The sequence below is a fragment of the Poseidonocella sedimentorum genome (genome assembly GCF_900116005.1).
GTDB lineage: Bacteria > Pseudomonadota > Alphaproteobacteria > Rhodobacterales > Rhodobacteraceae > Poseidonocella > Poseidonocella sedimentorum.
In genome coordinates this window covers 1-23,462 of the sequence record NZ_FOYI01000019.1, presented here as the reverse complement: position 1 = coordinate 23,462, position 23,462 = coordinate 1, and the positions used below count along the sequence as shown (strand labels likewise).

Below are 23,462 nucleotides of genomic sequence, written 5' to 3'. Positions count from 1 at the left end.
GCGCGTGGCTTGGGTCAAGGAGACGCCCACAAATCGGCGCCCCGGTCAGTTGCGCGGGCAAATGCCCCGCGCGCAATTCGTTGTCTTTCCCGGCGGCAACCTGCGCCGGGCGGCGCCCTTATTCGGCCGCGATGGCCGGCGCTTCGTCAAGATCGCCGAGGATCGCATCCGCCGCGTCGCGGCCATCCTTGATCGCCCAGACCACAAGGCTCGCCCCGCGCACGATGTCGCCCACCGCATAGACCCGCGGGAGCGCCGTGCGCCCGGTGGTAAACTCGGCCTTGATGGTGCCCCAACGGGTCACCTCCAGCCCTTCGGTGTCCCACAGTTTCGGCAAGTCCTCAGGCTCGAAGCCGAGCGCCTTGATCACGAGCTCCGCCGGTTCGGTGTAATCCGAGCCGTCGATGATCTCGGGGCTCTGACGCCCGCTCGCATCCGGCGCGCCGAGGCGCATCTTCTGCACGATCACACCCTCGACAGGATCGCCGGCAAAACCCTTGGGCGCGGTCAGCCATTCGAACTGGACGCCCTCTTCCTCGGCGTTCTGCACCTCGCGCTGCGAGCCCGGCATGTTGGCCCGGTCGCGGCGGTAAAGGCATTTGACCGAGGCCGCGCCCTGACGGATCGCGGTACGCACGCAATCCATCGCAGTATCGCCGCCACCGATAACGACGACGCGCTTTCCAGCCGCGTTGAGGCTACCATCCTCCAGCTCGGCAACCGTGTCGCCGAAGCTCGCGCGGTTGGAGGCGGTCAGGTAATCGAGCGCCTTGACGATGCCGGAAGCCCCCGAGCCCGGCCCGCCCAGATCGCGGGATTTGTAAACGCCCGTCGCGATCAGCACCGCGTCATGCGCGCTGCGAATCTCGTCAAAACTTTTGTCGACCCCGACCGAGCAGTTGAGAACAAAGGCAACGCCGCCGGCCTCAAGCTGTTCGATCCGACGCATCACCACGTGTTTTTCCAGCTTGAAGCCCGGAATGCCGTAGGTCATCAGGCCGCCCGCGCGGTCATACCGGTCATAGACGGTGACCTGAATCCCCGCGCGGCGCAGACGGTCCGCCGCGGCCAGCCCGCCGGGCCCCGCGCCGATGATGCCCACCGATTCCGCGCGCTCCCGCGCCGGGCTCGGCGGCTTGACCCACCCTTTTTCCCAGGCCGTATCGGTGATGTATTTCTCGACCGATCCGATTGTCACGGTCCCGTGCCCGGATTGCTCGATGACGCAATTTCCCTCGCACAGCCGATCCTGCGGACAAATCCGTCCGCAGATTTCAGGGAAGGTATTCGTCGCCTGGCTGATCTGATAGGCTTCTTCGAGCCGCCCGGTGGCGGTCATGTTGAGCCAATCGGGGATATTGTTGTGCAATGGGCAATGGCTCTGGCAATAGGGCACACCGCACTGGCTGCACCGGCTCGATTGCTCCTTGGCCTTGGCGTCCGCATATTCCGCGTAGATTTCGTCGAAATCCTGCCTGCGGTTTTCGGCCGGCCGTTTGGCGGGCATGTCGCGCGGCACATTCACGAATTTCAGCATGGGTTGCTTGGCCATCCAATAACTCCCGTCGACCTGGCGCGCTTCCTGTTGCGGGCTGTCTACCGCAGCTCGCGAAGGATGAAAAGTCACGCATGCTGACCTATTTTGATAATTTTCTACTCCGCAGAGCCCTCAAGCCGTCAAAGCCGCCAAATTTAGGTAACTTAAGCTTACCTATAAACCATCTTTCTGAACAAACTCAATTCATTATACAAACACCCCAACTCCAAGTAGAAGCCCCCTCATGACCCTCTTCAATCTTCTCCTGGTCGCGATCGTGCAAGGGATCACCGAATTCCTGCCGGTCTCCTCGTCCGGCCACCTGATTCTGTTGCCGAATCTCACTGGGCTCGCCGATCAGGGCCTCGCCATCGACGTGGCCGTGCACGTGGGCACGCTCGTCGCCGTGGTGCTCTATTTCAGACAGGACGTCGGGCGCGCGATCCGCGGCGGGGGCCACCTGCTGCGCGGCCGCACGGACAGCCCGGAAAGCCGCCTCGCCCTCGGGCTGGTTGTCGCGACCATCCCGGTGGTCATAGCCGGGTTCGTTCTGAAGATCACCGGCCTGAGCGATATGCTGCGCTCGGTCGCCGTGGTCGGCTGGGCAACGCTCGTGTTCGGCCTGTTGCTCTATGTCGCCGATCAACGCGGGCCCCAGACCCGCGACGCCGGCGATTGGACGCTCTCCCATGCCCTCTGGATGGGGCTCTGGCAGGCCGTTGCCCTCATTCCGGGCACGTCGCGCTCCGGCATCACCATCACCGCGTCTCGCCTGCTGGGGTATGAACGCCAGGAGGGCGCGCGGCTGGCCATGCTCATGTCCATCCCCACGATCCTCGCGTCCGGGACGCTGCTGGGACTGGACATCGCGTCGGAGGGCACGTTCACAGCAGTGCGCGAAAGCGCCATCGCCGCGGCCTTCGCCTGCCTCGCCGCCCTCGCCGCTCTGAGCCTGATGATGCGTCTCCTGAGCAGCGTGAGCTACACACCCTACGTCATCTACCGGATCTTCCTCGGCCTCGCCCTACTCGCCTACGCCTATTTGTAGCGCAGACACCCGCCACGGACGCCGTTTTCTGATCAATCAGAAAACGTGCCGGAAAATGATCGATCATTTTCCGACCTGGCGGCACCGTCAGGCGACGAGTCGGTAGCCGCCGGCTTCGGTGACGAGGAGTCGCGCGTTGGAGGGATCGGGTTCGATCTTCTGGCGCAGGCGATAGATGTGGGTCTCCAGCGTATGGGTCGTCACGCCGGCGTTATAGCCCCAGACCTCGTGCAGCAGCACGTCTCGTGCCACCACGCCATCGGAGGACCGGTAGAGGTATTTCAGGATGTTGGTTTCCTTCTCCGTCAGCCTGATCTTGCGCTCATCTTCCGTCAGCAGAACCTTCATCGCGGGTTTGAACGTGTAGGGTCCGAGCTGGAAGATCGCGTCTTCGGATTGCTCGTGCTGCCGAAGCTGCGCCCTGATCCGCGCCAGAAGCACCGGAAACTTGAAGGGTTTGGTCACATAATCGTTCGCGCCGGCGTCGAGGCCGAGGATCGTGTCCGCGTCGCTGTCATGCCCCGTCAGCATGAGCACCGGCGCCTTGATCCCCTGTTTGCGCAGAAGGCGGCACAGCTCGCGCCCGTCGGTATCGGGCAGGCCGACGTCGAGGATGATCAGATCGTAGATCTCCTCGCGCGCCTTGGTCAGGGCCTCGGCCCCGTTGCCCGCTTCGAAGACGTCGAAGTCCTCGGTCATGACCAACTGCTCGCTGAGCGCCTCGCGGATGTCTTCGTCGTCATCGACGAGCAGGATACGTTTGAGTTGCGCCATGGCCCTACCTCTTTCGTGTCTATCACCGGGATGTGAGGCCGCCGTGCCCGTCCCACAAGGTTTGCGACATCTTCTCACGGGCTCGTGTCGCGGGGCGGGGAAATGTTTCAATTTCCGCGGCGCGGGTCTAAATGGGGCGGACCACTCGTGAAGGAATACCCTGGTGAGCCTGCATCCCGATACCACCGATCTCATTGCCCGGGCGCGGTCCGATCTGCGGATGGGGGTGCCTGTGGTGCTGCGCTCAGGGACGGCTGGCGCGGTGCTCGCCGCCGCCGAGACGCTGACCGCGCCGCGCCTTGCCGCGATGCAGGGCCTCTCGCCCGACACCGCGCTCGTCATCACCAAGCGGCGCGCCGAGACCCTCAAGGCGCGGGCCTATGACGGGGATATCGCGCGCATCGCGCTTGGCGGCGCGGCCGATCTGGGGTGGGTCCGGGCGGTCTCGGAGCCGTCTGGCGATCTCGAGACCCCGATGAAGGGCCCCTTCACGTCGCAGCGCGAGGGGCGCGCGGATCTGCACCGGCTTGCCTTGCGTCTGAACAAGGATGCGCGGCTCCTGCCCGCCGCCCTCGTCAGCCCGGTGGAGGATGCCGCGGCGGTGGCGGAAGCCAATGCGCTCACCTTGCTGGATGCCGATGACGTGGCGCGGGGGGCCGAGAGCGATATTCACCTCGATCTCATCGTCAGCGCGCGCGTCCCGCTGAGCCTTGCGCCGCAGGCGCGTCTCTATGTCTTTCGGCCGCGCGACGGGGCGGAAGAGCATTATGTGGTCGAGGTCGGCGCACCAGACCGCGATGCGCCGGTGCTCGCGCGACTCCATTCGGCCTGTTTCACCGGCGATCTGCTCGGCAGCCTGAAATGCGACTGCGGCCCGCAATTGCGCGGCGCGCTGGCGCAGATGGGCGCAGAGCAACACGGCATCCTGCTCTATCTCAACCAGGAAGGGCGCGGCATCGGGCTGGCCAACAAGATGCGCGCCTATTCGCTTCAGGATCAGGGGTTCGACACGGTCGAGGCCAACCACCGGCTCGGATTCGAGGATGACGAGCGCGATTTCCGCATCGGCGCGGCGCTCCTGCGCGAGATGGGGTTCGGCGCGGTCCGTCTGATGACGAACAACCCGGCCAAGATCGCGATGATGGAGCGCATGGGGATCGACGTGGTCGAGCGCGTGCCGCTCAAGGTCGGCCAGACGTCCGAGAACGCGGCCTACCTCGCGACCAAGGCGCTCAAATCCGGCCATTTGCTGTGACCCCGCTGGTCCTGACCCGGCAGGGGCTGCGGTTGGGCGCGCGGCTTTACCCCTGCGCCATCGGGCGCGGCGGGCGCGCGACGGACAAGCGCGAAGGCGATCGTGCGACCCCGGTGGGCACGCACCGAATCATCGGCATGCTCTACCGCCCCGATCGCCTCCCCCGCCCCGCGCCATGGGCCGCGCCGATCGGCCTGCGGGCGCTCTGGTCCGACGATCCGCAGGATGCGAGCTACAATGCGCCGGTGCTTGCGCCCCATGCCGCAAGCCACGAGCGGTTGCGGCGGGCCGATCCGCTCTATGATCTGATCCTGATCACCGATTGGAACATGTTCCCGGCGCGGCCCGGCCGGGGCTCGGCGATCTTCCTGCACCAGTGGCGGCGGCGCGGTTTTCCGACCGAAGGCTGCATCGCCCTGTCGCGCCCCGATCTGCTCGATCTCGCGCGGCGGATCGCGCCGGGAACGCCGCTGCGCGTGCCCGCCTAGCCCGCCTCGCGCCCGCCAAAAATCGCGGAGCCCACGCGCAGATGCGTCGCCCCTTGGGCGATTGCACTTATATAGTCACCGCTCATGCCCATCGAGAGCTTGTCCAGCCCATGCCGGTCCGCGAGCTTCTTGAGCAGCGCGAAATGCAGCGACGGCTCCTCCTCGACCGGCGGGATGCACATCAGGCCGATCACCGGAAGCCCGAGCGCGCGGCATTCCTCCACCAGCGCCGGGAGATCCGCCGGCAGGACGCCGGCTTTCTGCGGCTCCTCCCCGGTGTTGACCTGCAGGAACAGATCGGGGCAGGAGCCCAGCTCCCCGGCCAGCCGCGCGAGCGCGCGGGCCAGTTTGGCCCGGTCCACCGAATGGATCACGTCAAAGAGCTCCATCGCCTGCCGCGCCTTGTTGCTCTGGAGCGGCCCCAGCAGATGCAGCTCCACCTTGCCGAAGCGCTCCTGAAGCTCGGGCCACTTGCCGGCCGCCTCCTGCACGCGATTCTCACCGAAGACCCGGTGCCCCTGTTGCAAAACTGCCTCAACCCGCTCCAGAGGTTGCACCTTGGAGACCGCGATCAGGCTCAGCGCCTCCGCTGGCCGGCCCACGCGCTCAAGCTCCGCCGCGATGGCCGCCCTGACTTCAGTCAACGACATGAAAACTCCTGTTTTACATAAGATTGCCCCCGCGTCGCGAGAGACCGGCCCCATGATGGTCGGAAACCGCGCGGGCGCAATCGGGAAATGGTGTGTGGCCGATCTGCATCATTTTTTGCGATGCGCCTTGGAGCGCCGACGCCAACCGTTGACCCAATCGGGCGTTGGGCGCAAACACTCCCCCAATGCTGGACAACCCGGCATTCCCGAGAATGCAATTACGAGGGATACCAAGATGAAACGCATCCTCTTTACGACGACTGCAATCGTCGCCTTTGCCGGCGCAGCAGCTGCAGACGTGTCCTGGTCCGGCTCTGCCGAACTTGGCCATAATGACGATATCAACGGCGGGCTCTACGCTGATGGCGATCTCGACGTCACCATGTCCCAAGAGCTGGACAACGGCGTCACCGCCGGCGTCACTTTCGGCTTCGACCTTGAAGACGCCTCTGCTGATACGCTGGATACCGACGGCAATTTTCACGCCGACGATAACTTCACCCTTTTCCTCGAGTCCGACATGGCCTCCCTCTACTACGGCGACACCCCATTCGCGGCGGAAACGTACTGGAACGGCGTGACCAACATGGAAGAAGACAGCTTCTCCGAAGCTGACGGCGAAGTGGTTCTGCGCGGCGCGATGTCCTACGGTGGCTTCGACTTCGGCATCTCCAACGTCGTGCACAATGACAAATTTGCCCTAGGCGGCACCGGCTCCGGCGAAGTTGACCAGCTTTCGCTCGGCGCAGCTGGCGAAATCAACGGCGTTTCCGTGACCTTCGGTTACCAAGAGGAAGCCGAAAACGACTTCGACGGCAACGGCGACTTCAACGGCGCTGAAGTGTACGGCCTCTCCGTTGGCACCACCGTTGGTGGCGCTGACGTGCTGTTCGCCTACGCATCCGACGATGGCGAAGAGTCGATCGGCCTTCAGGGCTCCTACGCTGTTGCTCCTGGCGTCACCTTGACGGCGTTCTACGTATCCGAATCTCGCCCGGTTGATCCAACGGATACGGATATCGACGAAGATGGCGAAGACAACTACGGCCTCGCAGCGTCTTACGCAAACGGCCCGATCTCGGTTGACGCCTTCTACCACGATGGCGGCGACGAAGATGCAGGCGTCAACGTCAGCTACGACGTTGGCAACGGCCTCGGCCTCTTGGCTGGCTGGTCCGACGACGACGGCCAGTACGTTGCAGCCGAATACGACCTCGGCGGCGGCGCGGCCTTCGTTGCTTCCTACGCGGAAGACGAAGACAACAACCAGAACGACGAAATCGGCCCGCAGGAATACCTGCACGGCACGACCGTTGCTCTGACCCTGAGCTTCTAAGAACCTCTCGGTTACAGATCTGGAAGAGCGGTCCCTCGGGGCCGCTCTTTTCTTTTGCCTGATAGCCCGCGCACCCATGCCGCCCCGAAACAGCTTGTGAGCCCAAAAGCGCTTGGGTAAACAGGTCCGGAATTCTGGGGGAGAGCCTTGCGCGATGAAAATCCTGACAACTGCCATGACGATCGTCGCTCTTGCCGTGCTTTCGGGATGCGGCGGCGCCCGTGAGAACGCCACGCGGGAGGCCACGCGGATCCAGGGCGCCGAGACCGTCGCGGTCAACCGCTACATCTGGGCCGCCTCGCTCGACGTGTTGAGCTTCCTGCCCGTCACCGACATCGACCCCTACACCGGCGTGATCGTGACCGGCTTCGGCACCCCGCCGGGCAGCAGCCGCGCCTACAAGGCGACGGTCCATGTCCGCGACCCCGCGCTAGATGCCCGCTCGCTCAGCCTCGCGATGCAAACGCGCTCCGGCCCGGTGAGCGACGCCACGCTCCGCGCCGTGGAAGACGCGATCCTGTCGCGCGCGCGCCAGCTCCGCATCGCCGACGGCCGCCTCTGAGCCGCGCGGGCTGGACCAGACCAAACGGGCGGACTACACCCCCGCCAGAGAATACCACGTCAAGGAAAGGGCCCGGGCCCATGTCGCGCTATACCGCCGCGGAAATCGAAGCCAAATGGCAGGAGGCCTGGGACAAGGCCGGGACCTTCACCGCCACGCACACCGCCGACAAGCCGAAATACTACGTGCTCGAGATGTTCCCCTACCCGTCGGGGCGCATCCACATGGGCCATGTGCGAAACTATACAATGGGCGACGTGATCGCGCGCTACAAGCAGAGCACGGGCCACAACGTCCTGCACCCGATGGGCTGGGATGCCTTTGGGATGCCCGCCGAGAACGCCGCGATGGCCTCCGGCGGCCACCCCAAGGACTGGACCTATTCCAACATCGCCGACATGCGCGCACAGATGAAGCCGCTTGGCCTCTCCATCGACTGGTCCCGCGAATTCGCGACCTGCGACCCGGAGTATTACGGCCAGCAGCAACGGCTCTTCCTCGACATGCTCGAAGCCGGGCTCGTCTACCGCAAGAACGCGGTGGTGAACTGGGATCCGGTGGACATGACCGTGCTCGCCAACGAGCAGGTGATCGACGGCAAGGGATGGCGCTCGGGCGCCGAGGTCGAACGGCGTGAGCTCACGCAGTGGTTCTTCCGCATTTCCGACATGGCCGAGGAGCTTCTGGAGGCCATCGACGGGCTCGACAACTGGCCCGCCAAGGTCAAGCTGATGCAGGCCAACTGGATCGGCAAGTCGCGCGGGCTGCAATTCGCCTTCTCCACCGTCGATGCGCCCGAGGGGCATGACCGGATCGAGGTCTACACCACCCGCCCCGACACGCTCGGCGGCGCGAGCTTCGTGGGCATCTCGCCCGATCATCCGCTGGCCAAACACCTCGAACGCGACAACCCCGAGATCGCCGCCTTCAACGCCGAGTGCCGCAAGGGCGGTACGACGGAAGAAGCGCTTGAGAAAGCCGAGAAGCGCGGGTTCGACACCGGCATCCGTGTGCGGCACCCGTTCGACACGAGCTGGGAGCTCCCGGTCTACATCGCCAATTTCATCTTGATGGATTACGGCACCGGCGCGATCTTCGGCTGCCCGGCCCATGACCAGCGCGACCTCGACTTCGCGCGGAAATACGAGCTTCCAGTCGTCAGCACCTTCGAGCCCGCCGCCAAGGATGGCTACACCGCCCCGGAAGCCGGCGGCGAAGCGTTTGTGCCGCAAAAATCCGAAACCGTCCGCTGGCTCAAGCCCTACAACTGGGACGAAAACACCACGGGCGAGGCCGCCATCGACGCCGCGATTGCCTTCTGCGAAGAGAACGGCGTGGGCCACGGCGTGACCAAGTTCCGCCTGCGCGACTGGGGCCTCTCGCGCCAGCGCTATTGGGGCTGTCCGATCCCGGTGGTGCATTGCGACCAATGCGGCGTAGTGCCCGAGAAGGCGGAAAACCTGCCCATCGAGTTGCCCTATGATGAAGGCGGCACGCCGATCGACTTCTCCGTTCCCGGCAACCCGCTGGACCGGCATCCGACCTGGCGCGATTGTACCTGCCCGACTTGCGGCGGCGCGGCGCAGCGCGAGACCGACACGATGGACACCTTCGTCGACAGTTCGTGGTACTTCGCCCGCTTCACCGCCCCCCGCGCCGAGGCGCCGACGGACCTCACTGAGGCCGAATACTGGATGAACGTAGACCAGTATATCGGCGGGATCGAACACGCGATCCTGCACCTGCTCTATTCGCGCTTCTTCGCCCGCGCGATGCACAAGACCGGGCACCTGCCCGCCAAGGCGATCGAGCCCTTCGACGCGCTCTTCACCCAAGGCATGGTCACGCACGAGATCTATCAGACCCGCGATGAGAATGGCCGGCCGGTCTATCACCTCCCCGAGGAGGTCACCGACGGCAAGCTCAGCGATGGGACCGAGGTCGAGATCATCCCCTCGGCCAAGATGTCGAAATCCAAGAAGAACGTCGTCGATCCGGTCAACATCATCTCCGCCTTTGGCGCCGATACGGCGCGCTGGTTCGTGCTGTCGGACAGCCCGCCGGAACGCGATGTGGAATGGACCGCCGCCGGGGCCGAAGCCGCGCACAAGCACCTCGCGCGCGTGCACCGCATCGCCTCCGAAATCGCCGCGAGCGACGATCCCGCGACGGCTGAGGACGAGGCGCTCCTGCGCGAGACGCACAAGGCGATTTTCGATGTGACTAGCGGGGTCGCGAGCTTTGGTTTCAACGCCGCCATCGCCCGGCTTTATGCCTTCACCAACACGCTCGCCAAGGCCGAGGCGGGGACCGAGGCCAAGCGCTTCGCCGCCCGGACCCTCGCCCAGCTCATGGCCCCCATGACCCCGCATTTGGCCGAGGAACTCTGGTCGCTTCTCGGCGGTGAGGGGCTGGTGATCGACGCGCCCTGGCCCAAAGCCGATGAGGCGATGCTGGTCGAGGACACGGTCACGCTCCCGATCCAGGTCAACGGCAAGCGCCGGGGCGAGCTCGACGTGCCGAAGGACATGGCCAAGGACGAGATCGAAAAGCTGGTCCTCGCGCATGAGGCGGTCCAGCGGACGCTGGAAGGCGCGGCGCCGAAAAAGATCATCGTCGTGCCGGGGCGTATCGTGAATGTGGTGGTCTGAATGCGGTGGTCTGGCCGGCGCAGCTTCCTGATCGGGCTCGCCGCGGCCGGGCTCGCGGGCTGCGGCCTCCGGCCGGTCTATGCCCCCAGCGGCGCGGGCGCGCTCGCGGGCCGGGTGGCTGTTACCGTACCGGAAAACCGCGAGAGCTTCCTTCTCGTGACCCGGCTGCGCGACCGGCTCGGCGCCCCCGCCTCCGCGCCGGACTACAGGCTTGATTTCGACGTCAGCACCCGCGCCTCCGGCCTCGCCGTGACGCAGGAGCAATCCACCACCCGCTACCAGATCATCGGAACCGTCCGCTACGCGCTGCGCGACACCGCAACCGGCGCCGAGAGCGCGTCGGGCACCGTCACCGGCTTCACCGGCTATTCCACCACCGGCAGCACCGTCGCCACCCTCGCCGCGGAGCGCGATGCGCGCGAACGGCTGATGACCCTGCTCGCCGATGATCTCACCGCGCAACTGCTCGCACAGGTCGGCGCATGAAGCTCTCCCCGCGCGATGCGCTGCCCTATTTCCGCAAGCCCGATCCGAAGGCCGCCGGGCTGCTGATCCACGGGGCCGATGCGATGCGCGTGGCGCTGCGGCGGCAGGAGGTGATCGCCGCCTTGCTCGGGCCCGATGGCGAGGCGGAGATGCGGCTCACGCGGCTTGCCGCAAGCGATCTGCGCAAAGATCCCGCCGCGCTGATCGATGCGGTCAAGGCCCAGGCTTTCTTCCCCGGCACGCGCGTCGTGTTCGTCGAGGAGGCGACAGAGCCGCTCGCAAAACCGATCCTCACAGCGCTCGAGGATTGGCGCCCCGGAGACGCGCAACTCGTCGTCACAGCCGGATCGCTCCGCGCGACCTCCAAGCTGCGCAAGGGGTTCGAGGGGCACAAATCGGCCTATGCGGCGGCGATCTATGACGATCCGCCCTCGCGCGGCGAGATCGAAGACCTCTGCAAACGCGCCGGGCTGCGCGAGATCGACCGCGATGCCATGGGAGCGATCACCGCCCTCGCCCAGAGCCTCGATCCGGGCGATTTCCGCCAGACCGTCGAGAAGCTCGCGCTCTACAAACATGGCGACGCAACCCCGCTCACCAGCGCCGAAGTCGCGCTGAGCGCGCCGCAATCCACGGAGGCCGCCATTGACGACGTGCTCCACGCCGTGGCCGAAGCGCGGAGCGGCGATATCGCCAGTGTGATGTCTCGGCTCAAGGCGCAGGGCATCGCGCCCACCACGCTCTGCATCGGGGCGTTGCGCCATTTCCGCACGCTGCATGCCGCCGCTTCCGATCCCGGCGGCGTTTCCTCGGGGCTCGCGCGCGCGCGGCCGCCGGTTTTCGGCCCGCGCCGCGACCGAATGGGGCGGCAGGCCTCGCAATGGGGGGTGCGGCGGCTCGAAGACGCGCTCTCGCTGATCACGCAGACCGATCTGGCCCTGCGCTCGGCCGGCCAGACGGCGCCGCCGATGGCGGTGGTCGAGCGGGCGATGATCCGCCTCGCGATGCTGGGCCGCGCCCGCTAGGGGCCGGATCGGCACTCAGGGGCGAAGATTGCGCGCGCTCTCCTTGATCGCGGCATATTGCCCGCTCGGCCGAAAGCGCCAGAGATACTCCGGCAGGATCGCCTCCAGCGCACTGGGCGTGATCCCAAGCGCCTCAAAACCGCGTGCCCCGAGGGAGACGACGTTGTCGTTGCGCAGGTTGGCAACCTGATCGCGCGTGATCTGCGCCGGGATGAGGCCGAAGCTCAAGGCCTGCCCCATCTCGAACCCCGCACCCATGACGAAGGCCAGCGGGAACGGGATGTCGAGCACCAGCCGGCGCCGCCGGATCACCCGCAGCATCTCTTGCATCAGCGCGCTGAACCGCTGCACCTCCGGCCCGCCGAGCTCATAGATCCCCGGCTCCGCGCGGCCCGTGAGCGCCCGCTCCGCCGCCGCCGCGACATCGTCGACATAGACCGGCTGGAACAACGTCTTGCCGCCCACCACAGGCAGGACAGGCGAGAACCGCGTCATCGCCGCGAAGCGATTGAAGAAATCATCCTCGGGCCCGAAAATGATCGACGGGCGCAGAATCACCGCCCCCGGCATGTGCTTCAAGACGGCCTCTTCGCCCTGCGCCTTGGTGCGGGCATAGGCGCTCTTAGCCCCCGCATCCGCGCCAATCGCCGAGACATGCACCATCCGGGCAACGCCGCTCTTTGCGGCAAGCCGGGCGATCCGGTCCGCCCCCTCGGCCTGCACGCTCGCAAACCGGTTCTTGCCGGTTTCGGCCAGGATGCCCACGCAATTGACCACCGCGTCCGCCGACGTCATCGCCGCCGCGACGCTCGCCTCATCGCGAATGTTGCAAAGCACTGGCTCGACCTGCCCGACAACGCCGTAGGTTCGCACGAAAATCGCCTCGTTGGGCCGCCGCACCGCGACCCGCACGCGCCACCCCGCCCGCGCCATGCGCCGCGCGATATAGCGCCCGACAAACCCGGACCCGCCGTAGATCGTCACCAGCTTCGACATGCCGCAGTGCTCCTTTTGATGCGCGCCCCGAGCCTAGCCCCGGTACGCTATTCCGACAAGCTTTGCACAGCCTTCGGAATTGCCGTTGACACGCTCCGAAACCCCGTCTAAACGGCGGCTTCACGACCCCTGTGCCCAGGTGGCGGAATTGGTAGACGCGCTAGCTTCAGGTGCTAGTGTCTGTATGGACGTGGAGGTTCGAGTCCTCTCCTGGGCACCATGATCAAGCCTTGCCGCCCTTGAAAACTTGCGTTTTCGAGGGCATTTTGTTGGGATCTGTCGGGATCGCCGCACCTGGATGACCTCTCCAAGCCGGCGCCGCGGGCTCGGTGCCGGGGCAACGACGCGGATCGCGCGTTGACGCAGAGCCGCAGCCTTGAGATCTTGACCCATGAAACTCACCGGCCCCTTTCTGGTCATCCTCGCGACCATGCTCATCGATGCGATCGGCATCGGGATCGTGTTTCCGATCCTGCCGGATCTCATGGCCCGCGTCGGGGCAGGCAGCACGGCACAGGGCGCGTTGCTCGGCGGGCTGCTCATGTCGGCCTATGCGGCGGCGATGTTCCTGTGCGGGCCGATTGTCGGCGGCCTGTCCGACGCGGTCGGGCGCAAACCGGTCCTGATCGCCGCGCTACTGACTCTGTCCTTCGACTATGTGATCATGGCAACTGCCGGGTCCTACTGGCTGCTCCTCGTGGGCCGGATCGTCGCCGGGATGGCCGGGGCGACCTATATCACCGCGAGCGCCTATATCGCCGACATGGCCCGCCCCGACGAGCGCTCCGCTGCCTTCGGGATGATCGGCGCGGCCTTCGGCATCGGCTTTGTCCTGGGTCCAACCATTGGCGGGATCGCCGCCGGGTGGCACGTCACTGCGCCGTTCTGGATCGCGGCGGCGATGTCGGGCCTCAACGTGCTCTTCGCGCTGTTCATCCTGCCCGAATCGCTCAAGCCGGAAAACCGGCGGCCCTTCGGCCGGCGTGATCTCAACCCCTTCGGCGCGATGCTGCGGACCTTTGCCATGCCCGGCCTTGCCGCGCCGCTGGTCTGCATCTTCGTCTTCGAAACCGCGAACATGGTCTACCCCACGCTCTGGGCCTTTTGGGGGCGCGAGGTATTCGGCTGGGATGCGGTGATGATCGGGCTATCGCTCACCGCCTATGGCGTGCTGATCACGGGCGTCCAGGCGGGCCTCCTGCCGCGCCTGACCCGGCGGCTCGGCGACCATCGCACGCTCCTGATCGCCACCGGAGCCGCGATCGTTGCCATGACCGGTTTCGGGTTTAGCGGCGCGGTCTGGATGGTGGCGATACTGCTGCCGATCGCCGCTTTCTCGGATATGATCCCGCCCCTGCTTACGGCCTTTGCCGCCAACCGTTTGGGCGAAGATCAGCAAGGGTTGGTTCAGGGGGTCATCGCGGCGCAATCTTCGCTCTCTGCAGTGATCGCGCCATTGATCCTCACGGGCGTGTTCCACCGCGCGGTGAGCGGCCCCGGCCCCTATTTGCCGGGAGCGCCTTTCCTGCTGTCGGCACTGCTCGTTCTTGGGATCGTGCCGCTGATCCTCGGTTTTGGGCGGGGCGCGGCCAGGGCGCCCTGAGCCCCGAGGTTACTTGCGGGCGCGCAGGTGGTCGCGGGTCAGATCCGAGACCTTTTCGACCCCCATCAGGCGCATGTCGCGGATGATTTCGTCCTTCAGAAGGCCCACCATCCGCTCGACACCCGGCTGCCCGGCCGCCGCGAGCGGGAAGAGGTAGGCCCGGCCCACGCCGACGGCCTTGGCCCCGAGGGCGAGCGCCTTGAGGATATGCGTGCCCCGCTGCACGCCGCTGTCCATCAGCACGTCGAGCCGGTCCCCGGCGGCGTCTACCACTTCCTCCAGCGCGTCGAACGGCGTGCGCGAGCCGTCAAGCTGCCGCCCGCCGTGGTTCGAGAGCACCACCGCCTCGCATCCGATCTCGGCCGCCTTCACCGCGTCATCGGGATGGATCACCCCCTTGAGACAGAATGTCCCGCCCCATTCCTCGCGCAGTTTCTCGACGTCATCCCATGTCATCGTGGGATCGAGCATTTCGGTGAAATACTTGCCGATCGACATGGTGCCGCCGCCCATGTCCACGTGCTCGTCAAGCTGCGGCAGGCTGAATTTCTCGCTGCGCAGGTAGTTGATCCCCCAGGCCGGACGGATGGCGAATTGCGCCATGCCCTTGGCATTGAGCTTGAAGGGGATCGAGAACCCGGTGCGTTTGTCGCGCTCGCGGTTGCCGCCGGTGATCGTGTCGACGGTGAGCATCATGACGTCGATGCCCGCCTCCTTGGCGCGCTGCATCATCGCGCTGTTGAGGCCGCGATCCTTGTGGAAATAGAACTGGTAGACCTGCGGGTTCTTGTGCTTGCGGCGCATCTCCTCAAGGCTCACCGTCCCGAGCGAGGAGACGCCGAACATCGTCCCGTATGTCTCCGCCGCGGCGCCAACGGCGCGCTCGCCGTCGCGGTGAAACAGGCGCTGCAATGCGGTGGGCGAGAGGTAGAAGGGCAGGTCGAGCTTCTGGCCCATGACCTCGACCGAGAGATCCATCTCCGCCGCGCCCCGCAGGATCTTGGGCATGAGGTCAAGCCGGTCGAAGCTCGCCGTGTTGTGGCGATAGGTGACCTCGTCATCGGCCGCGCCATCGATGTAGTTGAAGATCGGGCCGGGCAACCTGCGCCGGGCAAGCTCCCGAAAATCGTGGAAATTGTGACAGTCATCCAAACGCATCGCGGCGATCTCCCCTCCTGGCCGAGGCTGGCGGCCTCGCGTCGTCGCCGCGCACATTGCCCCCGTCCCGGGGAATGTTCAATCGTTCATGCGGTTTGGGCCGGTCGCCGTGGCGCCTCAGGACTGCCAGCGCATCCCGGTGATGCCCTCGCGGAAGGCGAAACGCTCAAGGTGGCTGTCGACGATGAGCTTCACCCGCGCGAGGTCATCGGCCGTCTCGGCCGCCACATCCACGCGCAGCCCGTTGGCCCCGGCAGCCAGACGCGCCCGCCCCTGCGGGAAGGCGCAGGTACCCTCGCTGTCGGAATAGCTCACCTCGATCTTGTGGCCGAAATGCTTGCAGAGCTGCTGAAGGTAACGGCTGGCATTGATGGTGGTCAGCTCTCCGGTCTGCTCGATCATCTCGGCCCCTTTCGTGATGCGATCAATTCCTTATCATTATAGTCGGAATTTCCGCCGCGCAACCCGGCGCGGCGCTTGGTCGCGATCCCGGGCCTAGCGCCGGTAGGGCTCGATCCGGTCGGCGGAGAGGGCATAGCCGATCTCGGCGAGCTGGGTGGAGCTCGCGGCGGTGCCGAACATTCCGGTCACACGCACGGGCTCGAAGGTCCCGGAGCTCTCATAGGGCTTGGGCGTGGTGACGAGGACAAGCTGGTTCGCGGGCGGCGGCGGCACGTGCACGCAGGCCCCGACGAAGGGCACCAGGATAAAGGCGCTCAGCGCCGTCCCCTCGTAATCGAGCGGGACGATGAAGCCCGGAAGGCTGACGATCCGGCCGTTCCATTCGGTGCGGACACCGTTCGAGACGGGCTGCGCGGCGGCAAGATCGCTGCTTTCATGGGGCACGACGCCCTGCAGCTGCGGCGGGAGGGCCGTGGCACCGTCCGGCAGAAGGTCGGCCCAGCCAAGCTCGATGACCTCTTCCCCCGCCCAGCCGCGCGCCGCGATTCCCGTCGCCGCGAGCCCTGCCAGAACCGAGCGCCGTTTGATCAGCCGTTTCACCATTCGAAAAGCTCCACCTTGTCCGCTTGAAGCGCGTAGCCGGTTTCGGCCACGTCCGTCGATTGCAATTGCGTGCGCAAGATGCCCGTGACCCAGACCGCGTCCCAGAGGGCGCCGCCGTCCCAACCGGCCTCTGTCGTGACGAACACGAGCTGGTTCGGGGGCGGGGGCGGGACGTGAATGCAGGCCCCGACATAGGGGACCAACACGAAATCGCGGGGGCCATCCGCGCGCGTGTCGAGCGGCAGGACATAGCCCGGCATCCGCACGCGCCGCCCGTCCAGCGCGCGGTTCACCCGCACGGCATTGGCATCATAGACCGGGCGCCAGGTGTCGGCCTCGACGTCCATCTCGCCCTCAGCGATGATCTCGGCATAGGGCACACCCGGCGGAATCAGGTCATCCCAGGACAGCTCGAGCGGCGAGGCCGCCCGCGCCGTGCCGGGGCGCAGCGCGCCAGCCGCCAGCGCCGCGGCCCCAAGGAGCCACGACCGGCGGGTGAGCAAAGAAGAGCGCAGCTGAGTCATCGCCCCCTTTTGCCACTCCTGATCGCGGCGCGATAGCCCCGGCGCAGCCCTTGCGCCGCCCCAGATCGGAGGTTTCGGGTCACATGCACGTGACCCGCGCGCCATCGTCTCAGCGCGCGGCCGGGAAGGCGACGATGCGCGCATCCGGCGTTGCCTCGACCATGACGGCCCCGCCCGCGGACAGCACGGTCACGGCGATTTCCTCGGTGCGGGAAAAGACATCGAAATAGGTCAGCTCAAGCTGATCGAGCGCGGCCGGGGTGTCGCAGTGAAAATGGTACTCGGCCGAGAATTCGTTGTGGTTCGCGCCCGCTTCGTGGTCACCATGATCGTCGTGGTCGGCGTGGTCGGCGTGCTCTTCATGGTCCTCATGCTCATCGTGGTCGTCGTGCGCCTCATGATCCCCATGATCATGCGCGGCCTCCTCCCCCGAAAGAGAGACCTCCACATGCTCCACCACGCAGCCCGCCGCCTCGGTCAGGGCAAGAAGGCGCGCCGGATCCTCGAGCTGCTCTACCGCGCCGGCCACCGCCGCCTTGTCCGCCTCGCTCTTGGCGACATATTCGAACCCGACGATATCGGCCCCCGGCGCGCGCAGGGCCATGACGACCTCATCGCCATCGACCGCGATATCAAGCTCCACGTGGCCGTGGGTATGGGCATCGGCGCTGCGCTGCGCCTCCGCGACGCTGGCAACGGACAGGCTGGCCAGAGCGGCCATGGAAAGAATCTGTTTCAAGGTCGACCTCATGCGTTCTTCAGCCGGCCCCCAGCGGCGCGACTCGTGCGCCGTCCGAATGACATGTTATTTCATAACAATCAAGACAGCCATCAAGATCCCCCGCGCGAACCCGGTTTGCACCCGCCCCAAGGACGCGGTAGAGGACAGGTCAGTTTTCAGCGGCGGAGTTCCCGATGGCCTCGTATCAATACGTCTACCACATGGACGGCGTCTCCAAGACCTATCCCGGCGGCAAGAAAACCTTTGAGAATATCCGCCTGAGCTTCCTGCCCGGGGTCAAGATCGGCGTCGTCGGCGTCAACGGCGCGGGGAAATCCACGCTGCTCAAGATCATGGCCGGGATCGACAAGGATTTCTCCGGCGAGGCCTGGGCCGCCGAGGGCGCCAAGGTCGGCTACCTGCCGCAGGAACCGGAGCTCGATCCGGCGCTCGACGTGCGCGGGAATGTCATGGAAGGCGTGAAGGCCAAGAAGGACAAGCTGGAGCGGTTCAACGAACTGGCGATGAACTACTCCGAAGAGACCGCCGACGAGATGGCCCAGCTTCAGGACGAGATCGACAGCGAGAACCTGTGGGATCTCGACGCGCAGATCGACGTCGCGTTGGAAGCGCTGCGCTGCCCGCCGGACGATGCCGACGTGACCTCCCTCTCAGGTGGCGAAAAGCGCCGCGTTGCGCTTTGCAAGCTGCTGCTCGAAGCGCCCGAGATGCTGCTCCTCGACGAGCCGACCAACCACCTCGACGCCGAGACGATCGCCTGGCTCCAGCAACACCTGATCGACTACAAGGGCACGATCCTCATCGTCACCCACGATCGCTATTTCCTCGACGACATCACCGGCTGGATCCTCGAGCTCGATCGCGGCAAGGGCGTCCCCTACGAAGGCAACTATTCCGCCTGGCTGGAGCAGAAGGCCAAACGACTGGCGCAGGAAGCGCGCGAGGACAAGTCCAAGCAGAAGACCCTGGAGCGCGAGCTGGAATGGATGCGGCAGGGCCAGAAGGCGCGGCAGGCCAAGCAGAAAGCGCGGATCAACGCCTATAACGAGCTGGCCAGCCAGTCGGAGCGCGAGAAGATCACCCGCGCCCAGATTGTCATCCCCAACGGGCCGCGACTCGGGCAGAAGGTCATTGAGGTCAATGGGTTGAAGAAGGCGATGGGCGACAAGCTCCTGATCGAGGATCTCGATTTCGCCCTGCCCCCCGGCGGGATTGTCGGGGTCATTGGCCCCAACGGCGCGGGTAAATCGACGCTCTTCAAGATGCTGACCGGGCAGGAAGAGCCCGACGCGGGCAGCATCGAGCTTGGCGATACGGTCAAGCTCTCCTATGTCGACCAGAGCCGCGACGATCTCGATCCCAACGCCACCGTCTGGGAGGCGATCGGCGACGGGCTCGACATCATCCAGCTTGGCGATGCGGAAGTGAATTCCCGCGCCTACTGCTCGACCTTCAATTTCAAGGGCGGCGATCAGCAGAAGAAAGTCGGCATCCTGTCGGGCGGCGAACGCAACCGGGTTCACATGGCGCGCCTCCTGAAGGACGGCGGCAACGTGCTCCTCCTCGACGAGCCGACCAACGATCTCGACGTCGAAACCCTCCGCGCGCTGGAAGATGCCCTGACCGATTTCGCCGGCTGCGCCGTGGTCATCTCCCACGACCGCTTCTTCCTCGACCGGATCTGTACCCACATCCTCGCCTTCGAAGGCGACGCGCATGTGGAATGGTTCGAAGGCAACTTCGAGGACTACGAGGAAGACAAGAAACGCCGCCTCGGGCCCGACGCACTTGAGCCGAAACGGATCAAGTACAAGAAGTTCACGCGGTAGGCTCTGGCCCTTTCATCCTCGCTCGGCCGCGGCGCGCCTGCAGCGCGGCCGACACAAAAGCGCGACACCTGCCCTTTTGACGCACAAGCTTCCCTAAGGTAAACTTGTCCCCGGACAATGGGGGGAAGTGCAATGATGAAACGTCTTCTGCTGAGCTTGGCCTTGCTGCTCGCCGCCACCGGCGCGAACGCCGCGACGACAACCATATGGGAAGTCTTCAAAAGCAAGACCGGATCGGGCGCCTTCAGCGACCCGATCAGCTATAGCATCGTTTTGCGCGCCAAACTCTCGGGCGATCCGATTTCCGTCACCGATGCGCATGTCCGGCTGGTTGACGCCGCCGGGTCCTATATCGGAAGCGCCACCACCGATGTTCCCGGCTGGACGGCCACGAACACGTCAACCGGCGCCGACTACGAAGGCACCGCGCGCTCAACGCCCGGATCCGTCGGGCTGATCGCCTTTCGCCTGGTCGGCCCCGATGCGCCGGGCCCGGGCGCGGCTGGCGGGCTGCCGCTCGGCGCATCCTTCGATGCCTGGCTGACCACTGGCACGGATACGGAGATCACAGGCTCGCGGCAACGGTTCGAGATCAGCAAGACCGGCGCGATCGTCCCCCTGCCCGGCGCAATTCTTCTATTGTTCAGTGCTTTCGGGCTTCTACCGCTTCTCGCACGGCGGCACCGGGCATTTTCTGACCTAGCGTAAGGCGTTAAGCCCATCCCGGCCTGAACAGGACCCGCCAGACGTGCGCGGGCTCCTGCTCATGCAACCCCGATATGCCTACAAACACATGTTAGAATCTCTTGATTGGCGCGATCTGACCTGCGATATGGGGAATCGCTTGCTACACTCTTATTCGACACTGTTTTCCTCTACCGGCAAATCAGTCTTTCGATCGAGACTTAAGAAAGCCAGGCTGCCGCAACGACGTGGGCAGCATCCATGGAAGGAAAACAAACATGCCTACAGGCACAGTCAAATGGTTCAACACCACAAAGGGTTACGGCTTCATCGAGCCTGAAAACGGCGGCAAGGACGTGTTCGTGCACATCTCCGCAGTTGAGCGTTCGGGCCTGACCGGTCTCGCCGACGGCCAGAAGCTCAACTACGAGCTGTCGGCCGGCCGCGACAACCGCGAAAGCGCCGTGGACCTGTCGCTCATCTGAGCGACGCCATAAGTCGACGTTTTGTTCGGGCGCGGAAGTCTTTCCGCGCCCGAATTGTATTCATGATCAGGCGTTTAGGGCCCTATTGCCTCAGGTCCGTACGCCGGAAAACCGGCTCTGCCAGTCTTCGCGCGCCTCGTCGGCGATCTTGGCGAAGAGCACGTCCGGAACCGTGAAGCCATGGCCTTCGGGCAGGGCCGAAAGCGCGGTCGCGGCATCCTCGGGCCAGTCGGTCTCCTCGGCGTTCATGGCCGCCAGCAGCGTGGCGGAAGCGTCGGGGATGAAGGGCGCCGAGAGCACCGCGTAGAGCGGGATCAGGTTGAGCGCGAGGCGCACCTGCGCCGCCGCCCGGTCCGGGTCTTCCTTGAAGACAGACCAGGGCGCCGCGTCCTGAAGGTACTCGTTGCCAAGCACCCAGATCGCCCGCAGCGCGGCCGCGGATTTGCGCACCTCGATCGCTTCCATATGCCCCTCATAGGCGCGGAGCTGGGTCTCGATATCGGCGATGAGCTTCTCCTCGCGCGGGCCGTAGCTCCCGCCCGTGGGCACCTCCTCACCGAATTTCGACCGGCAGAACTTGGTCACCCGGCTCACGAAATTGCCCAGCACATCGGCGAGATCCTTGTTCACCGAGGCCTGGAAATTCTCCCAGGTAAACTCAGCATCAGAGCTCTCCGGCGCATGGCTCAGAAGCCACCAGCGCCAGTAGTCGGCGGGCAGGATCTCCAGCGCCTGATCCATGAAGACGCCGCGCCCCTGAGAGGTGCTGAACTGGCCGCCGTCATAGTTCAAGTAGTTGAAAGACTTGATATAATCGACGAGCTTCCAGGGCTCCCCGGAGCCGAGGATCGTGGCCGGGAAGGAGAGCGTGTGGAAGGGCACGTTGTCCTTGCCCATGAACTGGGTGTAGCGCACGTCTTCGGCGCCTTTGTCGGTGCGCCACCAGCGCTCCCAATCGGTGCCCTTGCCTGCGTCGACCCATTCCTGCGCCGCCGCGATGTATTCGATGGGCGCGTCGAACCAGACGTAGAAGACTTTGCCCTCCATGCCCGGCCAGTCCTCCGTGCCGCGTTTGACCGGCACGCCCCAGTCGAGATCCCGCGTGATGCCGCGATCCTGCAGCCCGTCGCCGTCATGCAGCCACTTCTTGGCGATCGACGTGGTCAGCAGCGGCCAATCCGTCTTCGAGTCGATCCAGGCGTCAAGCTCGTCCTTCATCGCCGACTGGCGCAGGTAGAGGTGCTTGGTCTCGCGCACCTCCAGATCGGTGGAGCCGGAGACGGCCGAGCGGGGCTCGATCAGGTCGGTCGGATCGAGCTGCTTGGTGCAGTTCTCGCACTGGTCCCCCCGCGCCTTGTCATAGCCGCAGTTGGGGCAGGTCCCCTCGATGTACCGATCCGGCAGAAAGCGCCCGTCGGCGTGGGAATATACTTGTTTTTCAGTCACTTCCCGGATCAGACCCGCCTCGGCCAGACGGCCTGCGAAATGCTGGGTGAGGGCCTGGTTCTGGGGGCTTGAGGAGCGGCCGAAATGGTCGAAGGAGAGGCGGAAGCCTTTCGCGATTTCGGCCTGCACCTCATGCATCTCGGCGCAGTATTCGGCCACCGGTTTGCCCGCCTTGGCAGCGGCCAGTTCGGCCGGTGTGCCGTGCTCGTCGGTGGCGCAGAGAAACATCACCTCGTTGCCCCGGCCGCGCTGGTAGCGCGCGTAGAGATCGGCCGGAAGCTGGCTTCCGACGAGGTTCCCGAGGTGCTTGATCCCGTTGATATAGGGGATCGCAGAGGTGATGAGATGTCTGGTCATGCTGGGTCTCTGGCTGGTGTCTTGGCGCTGAGCTTTAACGCATGGGACGCGGGAGAGCCACAGGTCAATCCGGCGGATCGGACGCCCGAAACGGCGGGGCGGAGGCCGGGCCGTTTTGTACACGGGCTTAAGCTTTGGTTCATCCGAACGTACATTTTGTACATCGGTTTTCGGGGGGCTTGTACATTTTGTACGCCGCCCGTCGAGGGGGATTTCGGCGCTTTGGAGCTGCGCGCGGAGCCGCGCCAGCGCAGGACCGTGGTCTTGCGCCGCGACACCTGAGCGGCGCGCTTGATGGTGCCAAGATACTTCCTCACTCAAAGGTCTGCGAGCCGGTGACAAGCGCATGACCGCGGGGACGGTCCTGCGCTGGCGCGGCGGCCTATCGGCCTTGTCCCGCGCCGGGGGAGTTGGGCATCGTTGCTTTGAACATGGTGCATGCCGGGCAACCAAATTCGCAATTCAGAGTAAAGCCGCGGATGATGTCCCACGGCGTGGTGTAGCTCGTGACGGGCCTCGTGCTCACCGGCGGGCCGAGCTTGTCAGTCGCGCTGCGCTGCAGGCAGGCTGACCACGACATCATCGCAGACCGGAGCCAGCGTTTCCAGCGTCATGTACCGACCGCGCTGCACCGTCCATTCCTCGGTCTGTTCCATCAGGCTGGCGCCGACGAGGCGGCGTATGGATGCCTCGTTGGGAAAGATCCCGACCACGTCGGTGCGCCGCTTGATCTCGCCGTTCAGACGCTCGATTGGATTCGTGCTGTGCAGCTTCGTCCGGTGCTGCTGGGGAAAGGTCATGTAGGCGAGGACGTCCTCCTC

At 65.3% G+C, this 23,462-nt stretch carries 23 protein-coding genes and 1 tRNA gene; 13 read left to right on the top strand and 11 right to left on the bottom strand.

The annotated features are described in order from the left end of the window. Nucleotides 1-118: 118 nt before the first annotated feature. On the bottom strand, nt 119-1,552 hold the full coding sequence (locus BM353_RS16180; protein ID WP_092082738.1) for an NAD(P)-dependent oxidoreductase: 1,434 nt from the start codon (nt 1,550-1,552) through the stop codon (nt 119-121). Between the two features lie 229 nt (nt 1,553-1,781). Between BM353_RS16180 and BM353_RS16175 the strand changes: the two genes are divergently transcribed. Further along, on the top strand, nt 1,782-2,585 hold the full coding sequence (locus tag BM353_RS16175; RefSeq protein WP_092082736.1) for an undecaprenyl-diphosphate phosphatase: 804 nt from the start codon (nt 1,782-1,784) through the stop codon (nt 2,583-2,585). A gap of 87 nt (nt 2,586-2,672) precedes the next feature. On the opposite strand, the gene BM353_RS16170 is transcribed toward BM353_RS16175, so the two are convergent. Beyond that, nucleotides 2,673-3,359: a response regulator transcription factor gene (locus tag BM353_RS16170; protein ID WP_092082734.1), complete on the bottom strand. Its 687-nt coding sequence runs from the start codon at nt 3,357-3,359 to the stop codon at nt 2,673-2,675. A gap of 163 nt (nt 3,360-3,522) precedes the next feature. Here BM353_RS16170 and ribA point away from each other — a divergent pair, with 163 nt between their 5' ends. Both ribA and BM353_RS16160 read left to right on the top strand, forming a co-directional pair. Then, nucleotides 3,523-4,614 (top strand): GTP cyclohydrolase II, encoded by a 1,092-nt coding sequence (gene ribA / locus BM353_RS16165; protein ID WP_092082732.1) that lies wholly within the window; start codon nt 3,523-3,525, stop codon nt 4,612-4,614. Then, nucleotides 4,611-5,102, top strand: coding sequence for a L,D-transpeptidase family protein (locus BM353_RS16160; protein ID WP_092082730.1), 492 nt, complete (start codon nt 4,611-4,613; stop codon nt 5,100-5,102). Before ribA ends, BM353_RS16160 begins: the two co-directional genes overlap by 4 nt. Here the strand turns inward: BM353_RS16160 and BM353_RS16155 are convergent. After that, nucleotides 5,099-5,752 carry a YggS family pyridoxal phosphate-dependent enzyme gene (locus BM353_RS16155; protein ID WP_092082728.1) on the bottom strand — a complete coding sequence of 218 codons (654 nt, stop codon included), beginning with the start codon at nt 5,750-5,752 and terminating at the stop codon, nt 5,099-5,101. The two genes, BM353_RS16160 and BM353_RS16155, sit on opposite strands and share 4 nt — an antisense overlap. 235 nt (nt 5,753-5,987) lie before the next feature. On the opposite strand from BM353_RS16155, the gene BM353_RS16150 reads away from it, so the two are divergent. The 5 genes from BM353_RS16150 (at nt 5,988) to holA (ending at nt 11,812) form a co-directional block, all read left to right on the top strand. Continuing rightward, nucleotides 5,988-7,088 carry a porin gene (locus BM353_RS16150; protein WP_092082726.1) on the top strand — a complete coding sequence of 367 codons (1,101 nt, stop codon included), beginning with the start codon at nt 5,988-5,990 and terminating at the stop codon, nt 7,086-7,088. A 175-nt stretch (nt 7,089-7,263) separates the two neighbouring features. Next, on the top strand, nt 7,264-7,650 hold the full coding sequence (locus BM353_RS16145) for a DUF3576 domain-containing protein (RefSeq protein WP_245759685.1): 387 nt from the start codon (nt 7,264-7,266) through the stop codon (nt 7,648-7,650). 80 nt (nt 7,651-7,730) lie between these two features. Then, nucleotides 7,731-10,301, top strand: a complete 2,571-nt coding sequence (leuS, locus tag BM353_RS16140) for a leucine--tRNA ligase (RefSeq protein ID WP_092082722.1) — start codon at nt 7,731-7,733, stop codon at nt 10,299-10,301. Then, a complete protein-coding gene (gene lptE / locus BM353_RS16135) occupies nt 10,302-10,787 on the top strand; it encodes an LPS assembly lipoprotein LptE (RefSeq protein WP_092082720.1) in 486 nt (161 codons plus the stop codon). After that, nucleotides 10,784-11,812, top strand: a complete 1,029-nt coding sequence (holA, locus tag BM353_RS16130; RefSeq protein WP_092082718.1) for a DNA polymerase III subunit delta — start codon at nt 10,784-10,786, stop codon at nt 11,810-11,812. Before lptE ends, holA begins: the two co-directional genes overlap by 4 nt. Before the next feature lie 15 nt (nt 11,813-11,827). Here the strand turns inward: holA and BM353_RS16125 are convergent, their stop codons facing one another. Then, on the bottom strand, nt 11,828-12,808 hold the full coding sequence (locus BM353_RS16125) for a complex I NDUFA9 subunit family protein (protein WP_092082716.1): 981 nt from the start codon (nt 12,806-12,808) through the stop codon (nt 11,828-11,830). Nucleotides 12,809-12,941: 133 nt separating this feature from the next. On the opposite strand from BM353_RS16125, the gene BM353_RS16120 reads away from it, so the two are divergent. Together BM353_RS16120 and BM353_RS16115 are read left to right on the top strand one after the other, a co-directional pair. Next, a tRNA-Leu gene (locus tag BM353_RS16120) sits at nt 12,942-13,028 on the top strand. Between the two features lie 171 nt (nt 13,029-13,199). Then, entirely contained in the window at nt 13,200-14,411 is a 1,212-nt protein-coding gene (locus BM353_RS16115) for an MFS transporter (RefSeq protein ID WP_092082714.1), read from the top strand. A 9-nt stretch (nt 14,412-14,420) separates the two neighbouring features. Here the strand turns inward: BM353_RS16115 and BM353_RS16110 are convergent, their stop codons facing one another. From BM353_RS16110 to zrgA, 5 genes are all read right to left on the bottom strand, one after another. After that, nucleotides 14,421-15,569, bottom strand: coding sequence for an alpha-hydroxy acid oxidase (locus BM353_RS16110; RefSeq protein WP_092082712.1), 1,149 nt, complete (start codon nt 15,567-15,569; stop codon nt 14,421-14,423). A 117-nt stretch (nt 15,570-15,686) separates the two neighbouring features. Further along, on the bottom strand, nt 15,687-15,971 hold the full coding sequence (locus BM353_RS16105; RefSeq protein ID WP_092082710.1) for a DUF2218 domain-containing protein: 285 nt from the start codon (nt 15,969-15,971) through the stop codon (nt 15,687-15,689). A gap of 93 nt (nt 15,972-16,064) precedes the next feature. After that, the gene (locus tag BM353_RS16100; protein WP_092082708.1) at nt 16,065-16,574 is read right to left on the bottom strand and encodes a DUF3299 domain-containing protein; all 510 of its coding nucleotides are present in this window, start codon (nt 16,572-16,574) and stop codon (nt 16,065-16,067) included. Further along, nucleotides 16,568-17,098: a DUF3299 domain-containing protein gene (locus tag BM353_RS16095; RefSeq protein ID WP_092082706.1), complete on the bottom strand. Its 531-nt coding sequence runs from the start codon at nt 17,096-17,098 to the stop codon at nt 16,568-16,570. The genes BM353_RS16100 and BM353_RS16095 overlap by 7 nt, the downstream gene beginning before the upstream one ends. 109 nt (nt 17,099-17,207) lie before the next feature. Then, complete coding sequence (zrgA, locus tag BM353_RS16090) at nt 17,208-17,837, bottom strand: zinc uptake protein ZrgA (protein ID WP_245759684.1); 630 nt, start codon at nt 17,835-17,837, stop codon at nt 17,208-17,210. A 176-nt stretch (nt 17,838-18,013) separates the two neighbouring features. Here zrgA and ettA point away from each other — a divergent pair, with 176 nt between their 5' ends. The 3 genes from ettA to BM353_RS16075 all read left to right on the top strand — a co-directional run bounded on the left by ettA (nt 18,014) and on the right by BM353_RS16075 (nt 20,838). Beyond that, nucleotides 18,014-19,669, top strand: a complete 1,656-nt coding sequence (ettA, locus tag BM353_RS16085; RefSeq protein ID WP_092082702.1) for an energy-dependent translational throttle protein EttA — start codon at nt 18,014-18,016, stop codon at nt 19,667-19,669. A 132-nt stretch (nt 19,670-19,801) separates the two neighbouring features. Then, on the top strand, nt 19,802-20,377 hold the full coding sequence (locus BM353_RS16080; RefSeq protein ID WP_092082700.1) for a hypothetical protein: 576 nt from the start codon (nt 19,802-19,804) through the stop codon (nt 20,375-20,377). A 254-nt stretch (nt 20,378-20,631) separates the two neighbouring features. Further along, complete coding sequence (locus BM353_RS16075; protein WP_092082699.1) at nt 20,632-20,838, top strand: cold-shock protein; 207 nt, start codon at nt 20,632-20,634, stop codon at nt 20,836-20,838. Nucleotides 20,839-20,928: 90 nt separating this feature from the next. Here the strand turns inward: BM353_RS16075 and metG are convergent, their stop codons facing one another. Then, nucleotides 20,929-22,641: a methionine--tRNA ligase gene (gene metG / locus BM353_RS16070; RefSeq protein ID WP_092082697.1), complete on the bottom strand. Its 1,713-nt coding sequence runs from the start codon at nt 22,639-22,641 to the stop codon at nt 20,929-20,931. 542 nt (nt 22,642-23,183) lie between these two features. After that, nucleotides 23,184-23,462 (bottom strand): transposase (locus tag BM353_RS16065; RefSeq protein WP_177220567.1); only part of this gene is annotated, 279 nt, incomplete at its 5' end.